This is a genomic window from Limosilactobacillus walteri (genome assembly GCF_014830205.1).
Classification (GTDB): domain Bacteria; phylum Bacillota; class Bacilli; order Lactobacillales; family Lactobacillaceae; genus Limosilactobacillus; species Limosilactobacillus walteri.
Genome location: NZ_QORN01000023.1, coordinates 16662 through 30456 on the forward strand (window position 1 = coordinate 16662; position 13795 = coordinate 30456).

Sequence of the window (13795 nt, forward strand, 5' to 3'; positions counted from 1 at the left end):
TTTAGGAAAAGAGAGACAATTATGGTTCAAACAAATAAATTACTAAATGAACATCAGGTCAATGATCTGTTTTCCCGTGTTGCACCTAACTATGACCTTTTGAATAACGTTATTAGTCTTGGAACCCAAAAATTATGGCGAAAGACCCTTTTTAAGCAATTACAAGTCGATCCGCATGCCAATGCCCTTGACGTTTGTTGTGGGACCGGCGACTTAGCAATTGAACTAGCGAAGCGAATTCCTAGTGGACGAGTCACTGGATTAGATTTCAATAAAAAAATGTTAGAACTCGCCTTTGAAAAGACCAAGACAATCGGGAACCTCTTCTTAATTCAGGGAGATGCAATGCAATTACCGTTTGATGATAACAGTTTTGATATTGTTACAATTGGGTTTGGATTGCGCAACGTTCCTGACGCTGACCGGGTTTTGAGCGAAATTTACCGTGTACTAAAGCCTGGTGGTCAGTTCGTTAGCCTTGAAATGTCCCAACCAACCAATCCTGTAATTAAGCTCGGCTGGAAGGCATACTTTACTGCTTTCCCGGTTATGGCCTCATTAGCGGGTGGTCAGCTTAAAGACTACCAATATTTAAAGAAAACAAGTCAACAATTTGTTTCAGCTCATCAATTAGCACGAATGATGAAGGCAGCGGGTTTTAGAGAAGTACACTACCAACCACTAAATTTTGGTGCTGCGGCCCTTCATTTTGGCGATAAATAAAAAACTGGTGAAAAACTTTGATTTTTCACCAGTCTTTTTAGTTTCGGATGTTATAAAGTCTAGTCACAGAAAATAACTGCAAAGCAATTCTTCTTAAATTAACCCAATCGCATATGTCACTACCTGCACTAAGGAACCAATAAATAGGATTTTAATAGCACAAGGGAAGGTCTCTTTTTTGATTTGTTTGGCAAATAATAATCGCGTTTGTTTAATGACAAATGGAATAATAAATAAGGTCAATAATACGGTCCAAGGAGCAAGATGTAAAATCACGGAAAAAATAATTGCAATAAATGCAAGAACATTTTTAATGGCAAATGAATATAATCCGTTACGCTGACCAATAAAATGAATTACTGTATGACGATGGTTATCTTCATCCTCTCCTGCATCACAAATATTATTAGCTAGCAATAAATTAGAAATCCATAACTCATCTGGCAACGCAACTAAAAAGACAACGCCGATATTAGCCCATGTCCATGAGAATTGCTGAAAAGCATTAATATAAACAGAAATTAAAACAATCATAAAACCCATGGTAAAGCCGGAAGCAAATTCGCCAACCGGCAGTCCTGATAACGGAAACGGACCTGATGAATATAGGATTCCAACAGCAAAGCAAAAAATCCCCATCCATAAGAGCGGCCACCCAACAATCGTTACTAAATAAATTCCAATCAAACCTGCAACAATACTAAAGGCAAGCAGTAATCCTAATACCAGTCGCGGTGAAATATTTTCGCGTCCAATAATATTAGTATTTTTCTTATAATCAACCGTATCAACAGCATGGTTATAATCGTTATAATTATCCATCATATCGACTGCCATGTTGAACAGGAGCATGGCAATAAAAAACAGGACGGAATTTATGACATTTAAGGAGTGGTAGTAATATACACTTAGGCAGACTCCTAATAACATCGGTAGGATACTAGCTGTCTTGGCTTTAATCTCTACCAATTCTAAAAAAACATTTAACGACATTTAGTAATTTTTCCTTTCATAATTTGTTAGATATTCGGTACAATATAGATGGTACACCATAACAAAGGAATTATCGATTAATGAAACAACATTTTTTCCACGCTTATCCAGCGATTGACCACGCTCTCAATGAAGTGAATCAAATCATCAATAGCCAGATAACGATTAAAAACACTTCCCTCCACGAGGCTCTCCAACACATGGCTTCTAATGGCGGAAAATATTTGCGTCCAGCTTTCTTCCTCTTATTTGCGGATATTGGTAATAAGAAGGTTGATGATCGTTCACGGCTAATCAAAATTGCCGCATCTCTTGAAATTCTTCACATGGCAACCCTCATTCATGATGACATTATTGATGATTCACCCAAGCGACGGGGAGCTGTTAGCATCCAAGCAGCATTTGGTAAGGATACCGCCGTTTATAGCGGGGATTTTCTTTTTACTGCTTTCTTCAGTTTGCTAGTTGAAACAATGGCGACTTCGCCATATCTTGCTCGCAACGCGCAAACAATGCGGAAAATCCTAACAGGAGAACTAGGACAAATGGCTAATCGCTTCGACCTTAATCAGTCTCTGCTTGATTATTATCGTAATGTGAATGGTAAAACGGCTGCCCTTTTTAGTCTTGCTGCAGAAGAAGGGGCTCATTTCGGTTGTTCATCACATCATACAACCGTTTTAGCTAAGCGAATCGGTCAAAATATCGGCATTAGCTTTCAAATTCTGGATGATATTTTAGATTATTCTGGGGATGCACGACTTAACAAGCCGGTTCTTGAAGACCTGGCAACGGGAGTGTATTCGTTGCCACTCCTCCTGACATTGCAAAATCACCGTGATGAACTGAAACCATTTCTCGCAAAGAAAAGACAAATGACGATTGCCGACATGGAGCAAGTCCAAAGGCTAGTGATTAACTATGGTGGTGTGACAAAAGCCCAAGAGATTGCGCGGAAGTTTACGCAAAAAGCACAAAGCGAGATTCAAAAATTACCAAATAGCCGTACACGTAGACTTCTCACGTTAATGGCTAACAAATTATTAACAAGAGTAAATTAAAGGGAATGGGACTATGAACTAGCCAAGCTAGGTCTGTCCCATTCTCTTTTTTTATTATCATCACATTCTATTTAAATTTAACTGTTACTACCTCATCGCCATGTTTCACCATTTGGCCAGGAACAAAAGCAGTGATATCTTCAACTTTACCTGGCTGGGTAAAGAATGCGATTACCCAATCTTTATAACCTTCCTTCTTGATTAAATTCCGGTCAAATGTAAAAAGAAGTTGTTCTTTCTTTACTTTCTGACCATTAAGATAATGAGCGTTAAAACCTTTACCACGCATATTTACCGTGCCAATACCAATATGGATAATCATTTCTAGTCCATTGTCAGAGGTTATTTCAAATACATGACGCGTTCCAAAGGTGAAGTTAATCTTGCCATCAAATGGAGCATATAATTTATCGCTAGTCGGTTTAATTACAAACCCCTTGCCGGGAAAGCGACGACCATCATTATCGACAACTTCTGTTATTGCCATTAACTCACCATCAACAGGAGCGTAAATTTTTTCTTGCTTGACTGTGATTGAAGAAACATTAGGAGAAGAAAGCTGGTCTCCATTAGCTAACTTATTTTTTAATTCTTCAACAACGAGCGCATGCTTTTGCTCACTTAATTTAACCTTAAAAAGAAAAACAAAGATCGAAAGAATTGCTAATGTTAAAGGGATATAAAAAGCCATACCGTCAAACGTATTGATATCGTGGCTTGTCATATCCGCTGCTGTAGCACTACCAGTCATTCCCGCAGCAATTGCAATATAACCAACCAAACCATTTGAAATTGCTCCTGTCAATTTATCAATCATCGGCCGAACTGCTAATACAACCGCTTCATTACGTTGTCCTGATTTCAATTGGCCGTATTCAATCGCATCAGTCAAGGTAAGAACAGTAACTAATTGGGCAAAATTAACATTAAAAAGGATCAATCCTAAATCCATCATAAGAACATTCGACCGAGCAAAAATAAAGATAAGATAGGCCAAACTCATGCAAACTTGCCCACCAATAAATAGCCATTTTCGCGGGATAACTTTATTTAAGACTGGGTAAAGAGGATTGGTACAAAAGGCAATGATTGTAGCAATAACTCCAACAATCCAGAATTCATCCGGTTTGGCAATAACAAACTTATAAAGATAAAAGAGCACTCCATTGGTAACAACATATGCACAAGAATATAACAAATAAGCTAAACTAGGCCAGAGAATTTGATCATTGTGAAAAATAGCAGAAAAGACCTCGCGAAGTGTCGTTTTTTCCTGGGCTGAATTGCGAATAAGATTATGTTTTTCCTTTGTCCCCCAGCACACAACAAGCGCACAACAAACAGCTAAAGCAGAAATAATTACAGCAAAAGCAAACCACCCCATTGGTCCTTGCTGGTATTGCCCTGTAGCCAAATAAGTAAAGGTCGTTACAACTGGTACAACAATAATCGTTAAACCGTTCCAACCGATTGTACCAGCAAAGGCCCCTAACGCAGTATAGACACCCCGTTCTGCTGAGTTTTCACTTATTGCGGGAACCATTCCCCAGTAAGAAACATCAGAAAATGAATAAAAGATATCAAACATAATAAAAATAATCACAAATAAAACAGCGAATAAAAACCAATTATATTGGGCGAGCCCAAAAATTCCAGTAAAAAGGATTAATAACAAAATCGCACTAATAAGATTCCCCGCTAAAATCCATGGTTTAAATTTTCCCCAACGAGTTTTCGTATTATCAACAATATTTCCTAATAAGGGATCAATTAATAATTCTAAAATCCGAACGGAAACGATTAAAACTGTAATTAAACCGATTAGCTTATTAGCAATCGACTTACTTACGCCAGCAAACATCCCACTAGTAACAAAGATGATAAAGTATGTACTCATCACTCCGTAAAAAGCGGAATGTCCTAAATTACCAAAGCAAAATGACATCTGCGAAATCAATTGTTTCCGTTTAAATTTATGGTTATATGCCATATTGAAACCTCCAAACTATAGCTTTTTGTAATCGCTTACAGATACATTATAAATCTTTATCTTTATTTAGTAAATATTTATTTAAAGTGGTAAATTAATTACTAGAAAAAATAAAAACTGGCTAAACTGTCAAATAGTTAATTCAACAGTATTTAGCCAGTTAATTTTGGTTTGGAAAACTTTTACGAAAAACGATATCAGTATTAACTTTTAGGTGCACATGTGGACGATTAGGATGCGTGATCAAGTCTTGCAATAACTCAATTGCCATCCGGCTGAGTGTTTGCTGATTAATATTGTAAGATGTTAATGGTGATGATACATATCTAGCAACCTCACTATTATTAATACTAATCACCGCAGTATCACGGGGAACAATAACTCCTGCTTCGTTAAAGGCCTGCAAAACCCCTACACTAAGAGTATCCGATGCAACAATGAAGGCTTCTGGAAGGTGGGAACCGCTTTGTTCCACCGCAATTTTACCTAGTTGATAACCATTGTCAACGTTAAATGGACCATGTACATATAACGGGGCCTCTTTTAGTCCTTGTAATCTAGTAAATTCACGAAAGGCCAGCTCTCGCGCATCAGCTTGTTGAACCTCATCAAGGTTAAGCCCCTTGCCGCCAATAAAGCCAATGCGCTGATAACCTGCTGTCTGAAGTCGTTGAAGCGCATCTTGAATAGTAAGTTCTAAATTAGGTTGAACTGAATCAAACAATTGGGGCATAGGATTAATATCAACAAAAATCCCATTCGGCAAGGAGTTATGAAGTTGGGTTAACTCTTCTTGGGTAACCCGGTCAGCGCCTACGCCAATAAATCCTTGGAATGAATCAGCCGCCGCAATCAGAGTAGAAATTTGATTAAAGACTGCGACTTCTAAGCCTGCCTTCCCTACTTCCTTAATAATCTCGTTACGCAAACATGAAAAGTATTCATCTTGTAACTGCTCATTGTCATTCACCCGATACAAAAGCGCAATATTAGGAAGAATTGGTTGACGTTGATGTTTATGATGACTCTTCCAGTAGCCTAGTTCATTGGCAACTTTCATAATCTTATTACGGGTTGTAGGACTGATGGATAAGTTCTGGTCATTATTTAATAATCGGGACACCGTAGCAGGTGAATACCCCGACTTTTCAGCAATTTCCTTAATTGTTGCCATGATAATTCACCTTTTTAGTAAGTATTTAGTAAATATTATACAACAATTTGGAGGGAGAAGAAAAAGGGCCCCAGCAACTATCGCTGGGGTTAGAAGTATTATTTAATATTATTGATTTGAAGTACATCTAAAACAATGGATCCACATGTATAAAGAAGGTTCAGGTACTAAACATTATTGATTTGAAGTACATCTAAAACGAACATCGTAGTAGTCATACATTGGTTCACGTACTAAACATTATTGATTTGAAGTACATCTAAAACATACCTTGTGGACCACGAGCGGGAATTCCCGTACTAAACATTATTGATTTGAAGTACATCTAAAACTCGTATTAAAATAGCTAATCGGAACTTGATGTACTAAACATTATTGATTTGAAGTACATCTAAAACGTGATAGTAATGATGATTACAACGCTAATGGTACTAAACATTATTGATTTGAAGTACATCTAAAACTTACTCATTACAACGACAATGCGAACACACGTACTAAACATTATTGATTTGAAGTACATCTAAAACTAAAATTTCCAGTAATAACTAAGCCTCTTTGTACTAAACATTATTGATTTGAAGTACATCTAAAACTAAGCAACGAATGGTTATTCCTAAAGCTAAGTACTAAACATTATTGATTTGAAGTACATCTAAAACATACGATCGTGTTGATTATCGAATTGCTTAGTACTAAACATTATTGATTTGAAGTACATCTAAAACCCAATATTACTGAAATTAATTGTAATCAATGTACTAAACATTATTGATTTGAAGTACATCTAAAACAGGGAAACAAAATAATGTTGGTTGTTCCTTGTACTAAACATTATTGATTTGAAGTACATCTAAAACTTACCTTAAAACTTCTAATCTACAAATTACGTACTAAACATTATTGATTTGAAGTACATCTAAAACCATTATTCTCTCATTTTGAATTAATGGTTTATAACTTCCAATCAACAAAGTCCTCGTCAATATAATAAAATTCAGCATTCTGATAATACTGTCGATTATCTATTTCTGTGAATTCTATTAATAAAACCGGAATTTTTAGTTCAGTATTTAACTGCAGTAACTCCTTAAATTCATCACGACTTAAGTAATTAGCGACGTTACTCAAACCAATGCAAGAGCTATCAGCACATTCTAAATGTAACTTTAAATCTGTTTTTATTATATCATATGGATTCTTTTCGATTAATGGTGAAAATTTAATTCGGCAATAATTCAATAGCCGTTTTATATCGCCATCATACCGCACCTCTAATGGTAAATCAGTCATAAACAGAAGTTCCTGAACAACTGAATAAAGTTTCCTGGTCTCGGTATTAATACAATTACGATTATCTTCTGTTAAGTTTTTGATTATTGATCTTACGATTTCCGTTGAATAATTTTCTGCTAAATTGTTGTTAGCAACAACATCCCCATCCCAGTCAACTGCTTTTTCAAGTTCTAATGACTGGTAATCATTATCTACTATCATCAATTTATCATTAAATCCCTGTAACCCCCTTATTAAATCAAAATAAATATGCCGATTATTAGTTGCTAAGACGGTAAATTTTCCTTTCTCAATTTGAATTGCTTGATGCCCTTTATAGACAAGTTTCATAATATTACTGTCCTTCCAGATAAATTACGTACATCTTTACTACTTTCTCCCAAAAAAAAATGCATGTCATTATATTGTTTTTCCGTCATAATCATTGATTGAATTACTCCCGATTCGGGAAGAAATGTGCTAATCCTTTTTTCAATAAATTGAGCAGACTTTTTATTCACACAAACCCGAACATATACAGAATACTGAATCATTAAAAAGCCCTCGTTTATTAGCCTTTTACGAAACTGACGATAGGCTCGTCTCTCCTTGCTAGTTTCTACTGGTAAATCAAACATGATTAATAAGCGCATTATTTGGTACCTCATGGTTAAATTTCATCTCAATCTTTATTTCTTTGCTTTTTCCACTCAGATAATTTAAACATTGGCTAATATAAGAAGTGATTGCGTTTCTCAGCAACATTTTCTTATCATTAAATGTGATCTCTAAGTTTAACGCATCAATTAAACCGTATTTTACATCCGGCGTTAATTCTGAAAAGTTCTGGTTAGCAACCCAATAATCAATAATTGGTCTAAATGGCTCCATCAAATCTGAACCGAGGTTGAATTGGTTCTCATTACTTCGATGATGGATCCCTAAGCAGGTTAAATATCCTTTAGCTACGATTGCACGATTTACCATCGACAATAATATTGAGTATCCATAGTTCAAGGCCGCATTGACTGCCGTCATTGAACGTCGTGAAAATTTTGGATTTTCAAATAATAACGGAAAATATTTTCGAGCAACTACAGCTTCACGATTAGTTTCATCATTTATTTCTAACTTATTTAGCTCATCAGATAATTGACTAATATCATGTCCGTATATATCAAGTACTTGAAGTTGATTAAGCAATTTGGCAGCGACTATCTTAGTCCACAATATCTCTTTTAAGTGTTGTGACCATTTAAACTCTTCTTCAATTAAATCAAATGATCGATTATTCGGATAACAATTTACCGTTTCACAAACTGGTTGAAGGGTATTGTCAACAAAAATTACTTTAGTTTCTCTTTTGGCTAATTCACTAAGCAAAGCAGAAGTAATCACTGCTTGAGTTGTCGACACTAACAACAGTTCAATATCATCAATTGGTATCTGGTTAATTCCATCATTGGTCTGTACCACCATTAAATGTGATGTATATGATAATTTAGCATGTTGAGTAACAATAACCGAACGCCATCCCATTATTTCATCCCCTTGTTGTAATAAAAAACATTTGTTATAATTAGCTTGTCGGTTAGCTACCGACTATTAAACATTATTGATTTGAAGTACAGAGTTAAAATCAAGCAAGTGTTTTTACACAAGTTTCTACTTTTGAGTCAGTTATCTGACCTTACATAAAAGGGAATCGTTCTCATGAGCGATTCCCTTTCTCTTTTAAACTATTTCAATGGTGGAATAGGATTCAGATAAACTTTTCTCTCAAATAAGCCTGTTGGTGATTGATAAATTAAGCATGCGTTGGGTGACAATTGTATTCCATTTTTAGTTTGCATCATTCCAAATGGTGTCGTAATACCTAGTACCTTTAAGTTACCCATTCCTGCGTTATTATGTAACCCAATTAAAATATTTTGTAGAACTTCAACCTTGCCAACTGCCGTCTTTTTATTATTTTCAACCTTACTTTCTAGCGGCAGGTCTACAAATAATTTTCTACCTTCATTTAATCGCTGGCGGAATTTGTTCTTATCATAAAGGCTAAAGTAATTATTAACCTTTTCAAGGATCTCATCATAAACTTCAATCAGCCTACTATTTTTATCCTTATTAGTAAGTACATTGTTCTTTATAAAATCTTTCGATAAAGCCTCTACTGACGAGAATGATAGGACGAGTTGCCGTGCATTATATTGATATGTTGAACTTCCTAATGTAAACATTTGGTTTCCATCAACGATTAACTGCCGGTACATGACCTTAGGAATAATAATTTCAAAGTTAGGATGAATAACTGTTTTTTCCTTAGTTTTACGGTTCGTTTTCTCTTTAGTGAGTTTAGGAGTAATAATCTCCTTTAATTGTGCCAGATATTCTTCTCTCCCCCTTTTCTTTGCTTGATTTAGCCTAGTAACTGCACGTACTGGAATTCCAACTACTTGATACTTATCACCTTTTTTATCACACAACTTAATAATGGCCAGATAAGCATCTTTACTCCCACTATAGCCGCCATAAATCTTAGTTGGTTTATTTTTCTTCAAGGCTATTAATTTTTTCCCTGAATCAGCAGCATAAATAGTTTGATCAAACATTGCACCAGACCTTGTATATACTTCTTGCGAAATTATTGGACGGTATTTATAAACTTTTCGCAGTTTTTCTTCCAATTCATGGCGATCAGCAATAATTTCACCGGTACTCTTATTAATAATCTTTTCCCGTTTATTCTTTCCTGGCTCAAGATCATATAAAAAGTTAAAATGATTTGTTTTCATTTCAATCCGAGAGCTTTGCTTGTCAAATTTCTTAAACTGACCATAGACAAAATATGATTGAAGCTTTGGATACCGATTGTATAGATATTGACCTACAAAAGCACTTAAATACCCATCAAAAGCATGGTGATAATCATTAACGTCACGATTCTTGATCAAATTAAATGAGTCGCGCATTTGGTGCGTCAAATTTGCCTTTACTTCAATAATCTTAGTATTTGGGTACCGTTTTGCTAAGATATTGGCAGCTAACTTAATTACTTGACGAGTTTCAACTAACTGTCGATTAACAAAGCCAACTGCTTTAAACTTATCAATGCTTTCTGGATTAGTCAGTAAATTATTAAGTTTCTGCTTACTAATTAAGCCATGTTTTTGTAGTTTATTCCAAAACGGCTTCATAGCAGCATACTCTAGTGTCGGAACTGTGTCAGATTTTGCATTATTGATCTGTCTTCTGACAAGAACACGATTATCTAATGAATCGTCCTTAATAAATGCCTGCGGAAGAATATGGTCAATATCATACATTGTTGATATTTCATCAATATTAATTGGCTTACCAGTATACATATCTCTTCCTAACTGAGTGAAGTATAAGTATAGGCGATCTGATAAGTCCGTCACATTTGCCAATTCATCGCGAAGATGATCATCTTTAATTAACTCTTTTGCAGTACCATCATAAATCTCTTGAATTTTCGTCTTTCTTGCATCTTTTCGTTCAGAACGTTCATCAGACCGCGCAAATTCTAGTGAAATAAATCTGGGTGCTTTCCCGGCTGCTTTAACAATATCATCTACTACTTTAATGACTTGGCGAATCGCCTTTTTGTTTTGGTGCGAAGTATAAGCATCTTCAAGAACGTCTTCATAGTTATCATTAGTCAATTTATCTTGATTTGCATTAGCAATTTGTTCTGCAAACTCCGGTTGACTTTGCAACTCCATAAAAGTCCGTTGAGTTTCCCACATTAAGTCTAAAATCGATTTATTATTTTTATTTTTTAATTCGATAAGAAGTTTCTTAGAAAGTCTTCCCCATCCCTGATATCGATGAGCCGTTAAATCTGCTATCTGTTTTTCCGTTAACCAATCAATTTCATGTAGTTTAGTTTTATAGATACGTGAATCTTCAAATACTGTTGACCACTCAATTATTTTTTCTAAGTCATCTTGCTTACTGTTATCATTAAGGATTTTATCCCCTAATATATTTTTTAAATCAATATATGAATTAAGCTGAGAATTAAATTTTTGTGGATCAGCTAACCCAGTAACTTGCGGTGTTTGTGGTAATTTCAGGCTTACTTGCAAGTAATTTACTAATCTTTTTTTAGTGACTGTCTTTGTCTTCTTAAACAAGTCATTGTAAATATCTTGTTTAACGGCTACACTTAATTTTTTGCCATTCAACCTAATGCGGTTTAATTCATCCAATGTCTTATAACGTTCATAAATAAGGCTATGGGCCGAAAGAACATCCTCACCGAGTAAATAAGTATCCTTTGTCGTCATCCGCTTAATAAATTTATTAGCAGATTCTACTTTATTTACTTTCTCATCAAAATTCCACGGGGTTATTGGGCCTGCTTCCTTACGAACCATCCAAGCAAAGGAAGCGTTCTTCTTTCCTTGTTCGGTATTAGGAACATAATTAGAATCCACCAATGGTCCCACATAATATGGCACTCGAAAGGCAACTAATTCATCTAATTTATATTTGGCATCTCGATGATCCTTAACAGGGTTTAATTCCGCTAACCATGGGTAATATTGAGACTGATTTTCAATAATTTGATCTAGTTCTTTTTGATGGAGTTGATATGGAATGACACCATTCTGGTTTGTCCGTTGCTTGGGCATAAATTGTTCACTCTTAATCAAAGCTTTAATTTGAGTTGCAATTTCAGAATTATCAAGATTCTTACTTACTATTTTATAGAATTCATCTCTCGATATATGCTTAGATTCTTTTGTAGAGTTTCCAACATATTGCGCATATGCTTCGGCGACAGCCTTGCGCTTTTCGGATGCAATTGTTTTTACATATTTTTTCAGTAGTTTTAAATGCTCCTTATGATCATTGTACTTAGCAATCATTGACTCTGAAAGGCTCATTCCACTTGGAACAATCCCGTTCAAAGTTAGCCGTGAATATAAGCTCATAAGAATAGTTAAAATTGATTGTTGGTTTTCGTCAAGCTCAGTAATTAAATCCACTAATTTATCATCAACATTAGGGTCACTAAAGTTAACCTTCCATTTACTATTGTCTTCAGCTTCTACTTTTAAAACATCATTTAACGAAACATTATATCCTAAAATTGCCTTACTAATTTGTGTTGCAATTTTCTTATTTATCTTATCAAGATCTTTATCATCTTGTAGTTTAGTAAGTAATTTTGCAATTTGCTTTTGTTTATCGAATTTCTTTAGATCCCGATCCAGTAAGATGGCGGATATGTTAGATGTGTTGCTTAAATTAATAGTAAAAATTTTAATAGGATCTTCATTTTGATAAAGCTCATTTAATTGCTGAAAATCTTTAGCAAAGTCGATTTTGCTAGTATCAAAATGGTTTACTGGTGTTGAGCTCAAAAAATTCCCACGATACTTAACTATATGATGAATTGCTAAGTAAATTTCTCGAACGTCAAACCGTTGCTGCTTAGTCATTAGATCATGCCGTAAGTGGTAAATAGTCGGAAAAGCATCATAAAAGTTATGATCTGTTTTATCAGGAAATAATAAAGAGCCATCGAACTCTTTATTACCGTCTTTTGGTGAAAGATTTGATTGCCTTAAGCGAGCAAAAAAACTCGGATCTATTAGTGAAATATGCGGATCAAAAAATTCTTCTAAGAGTGAAAGACGCCATTTGCGGCGATTTAAGCGCCGTCGAGTTGTCCGAGATCCACGACGCTCTGCTGCAGTTTTCCCTTCTTCAAATAACCGAGCACCAATTGCTCTTTTCCCTTTTATTTTTACTACATTGTATTGACTATCAATGGATGCATGTCCAACAGATGTTGCTCCAATATCAAGACCAATGCTATAATCATCCTTTATCATGTTGTTCCTCCTAAATTTATCTATTATGTTTAGGATAGCAAACTTTTATATACAAATCACTATTTCATCAACTTTTTAGATAGCGCTTTCGTGATATTTATATTCTTTCCACTTGTTTATTCACCGTAAAATGCTCATAATTAAAGGTGTTATATTTATAATAGATGAGGAGATTTATGCCATGCGTAAAATTTCAAAGGGCTTAATGCTTGCAGTAGCTGGACTTACTGTCGGCACAAGCACTGGATTGACCACCAAACTTTTCCAATCAACCAATGTTGCCTATGCCGCTGATATGTCTAAGGAGAAAAATGATTTAGCTAACCGTTACATTGCTGATTATCTTGGTAATTGTCAACAATATGAGCAAAATGACAAGACTTTCAAAGGTTTTTCTTGTATCAAGGACATTACCTATACCCGTGATAATAAAATCAAAATTGATGTTAATGATGATATCTATCAATTACCAAAGGCACGCCGAACACTTTTAGTTCAAAATTTGCAAAATGGTGTTTATGGAACACTTGCCGATAATGATCTAAAGAAGTTATCAGAAAAAGATATCCAAAAGGGTTGCAAAACAACAATCTACCTCAATGGACATGCTATCGGTCATAGCGCAAATGATGATACCCGGCACATCATTTGGAATAAATAATAATTAAAAAGGAACTGTAAGTATCAATAGGCTATAATGCCCTCTGAG

The 13795-nt window shown here is 35.1% G+C and carries 10 protein-coding genes and 1 CRISPR repeat array; of the genes, 3 read left to right on the plus strand and 7 right to left on the minus strand.

From position 1 onward, the window contains the following. The first annotated feature begins 21 nt into the window (after positions 1-21). Entirely contained in the window at positions 22-723 is a 702-nt protein-coding gene (gene ubiE, locus DTK66_RS06640; protein WP_153930105.1) for a bifunctional demethylmenaquinone methyltransferase/2-methoxy-6-polyprenyl-1,4-benzoquinol methylase UbiE, read from the plus strand. 93 nt (positions 724-816) lie between these two features. On the opposite strand, the gene DTK66_RS06645 is transcribed toward ubiE, so the two are convergent. Next, positions 817-1716 carry a prenyltransferase gene (locus DTK66_RS06645; protein ID WP_191668160.1) on the minus strand — a complete coding sequence of 300 codons (900 nt, stop codon included), beginning with the start codon at positions 1714-1716 and terminating at the stop codon, positions 817-819. Between the two features lie 80 nt (positions 1717-1796). On the opposite strand from DTK66_RS06645, the gene DTK66_RS06650 reads away from it, so the two are divergent. Then, entirely contained in the window at positions 1797-2777 is a 981-nt protein-coding gene (locus tag DTK66_RS06650; protein WP_191668161.1) for a polyprenyl synthetase family protein, read from the plus strand. 67 nt (positions 2778-2844) lie between these two features. Here DTK66_RS06650 and DTK66_RS06655 read toward each other — a convergent pair whose 3' ends face one another. The 6 genes from DTK66_RS06655 to cas9 all read right to left on the minus strand — a co-directional run bounded on the left by DTK66_RS06655 (position 2845) and on the right by cas9 (position 13086). Continuing rightward, the gene (locus DTK66_RS06655; RefSeq protein ID WP_191668162.1) at positions 2845-4767 is read right to left on the minus strand and encodes a sugar MFS transporter; all 1923 of its coding nucleotides are present in this window, start codon (positions 4765-4767) and stop codon (positions 2845-2847) included. Positions 4768-4927: 160 nt separating this feature from the next. Then, a complete protein-coding gene (locus DTK66_RS06660) occupies positions 4928-5941 on the minus strand; it encodes a LacI family DNA-binding transcriptional regulator (RefSeq protein WP_191668163.1) in 1014 nt (337 codons plus the stop codon). Between the two features lie 98 nt (positions 5942-6039). Continuing rightward, positions 6040-6867: a CRISPR direct-repeat array (repeat unit 36 nt; unit sequence GTACTAAACATTATTGATTTGAAGTACATCTAAAAC). A gap of 28 nt (positions 6868-6895) precedes the next feature. Then, complete coding sequence (csn2, locus tag DTK66_RS06665) at positions 6896-7567, minus strand: type II-A CRISPR-associated protein Csn2 (RefSeq protein ID WP_191668164.1); 672 nt, start codon at positions 7565-7567, stop codon at positions 6896-6898. Then, positions 7564-7869, minus strand: a complete 306-nt coding sequence (gene cas2 / locus DTK66_RS06670; RefSeq protein WP_191668165.1) for a CRISPR-associated endonuclease Cas2 — start codon at positions 7867-7869, stop codon at positions 7564-7566. The genes csn2 and cas2 overlap by 4 nt, the downstream gene beginning before the upstream one ends. After that, on the minus strand, positions 7847-8755 hold the full coding sequence (gene cas1 / locus DTK66_RS06675; protein WP_191668166.1) for a type II CRISPR-associated endonuclease Cas1: 909 nt from the start codon (positions 8753-8755) through the stop codon (positions 7847-7849). The genes cas2 and cas1 overlap by 23 nt, the downstream gene beginning before the upstream one ends. Before the next feature lie 200 nt (positions 8756-8955). Beyond that, a complete protein-coding gene (cas9, locus tag DTK66_RS06680) occupies positions 8956-13086 on the minus strand; it encodes a type II CRISPR RNA-guided endonuclease Cas9 (RefSeq protein WP_191668167.1) in 4131 nt (1376 codons plus the stop codon). Between the two features lie 181 nt (positions 13087-13267). On the opposite strand from cas9, the gene DTK66_RS06685 reads away from it, so the two are divergent. Next, on the plus strand, positions 13268-13747 hold the full coding sequence (locus DTK66_RS06685; RefSeq protein WP_191668168.1) for a hypothetical protein: 480 nt from the start codon (positions 13268-13270) through the stop codon (positions 13745-13747). Positions 13748-13795: the final 48 nt, after the last annotated feature.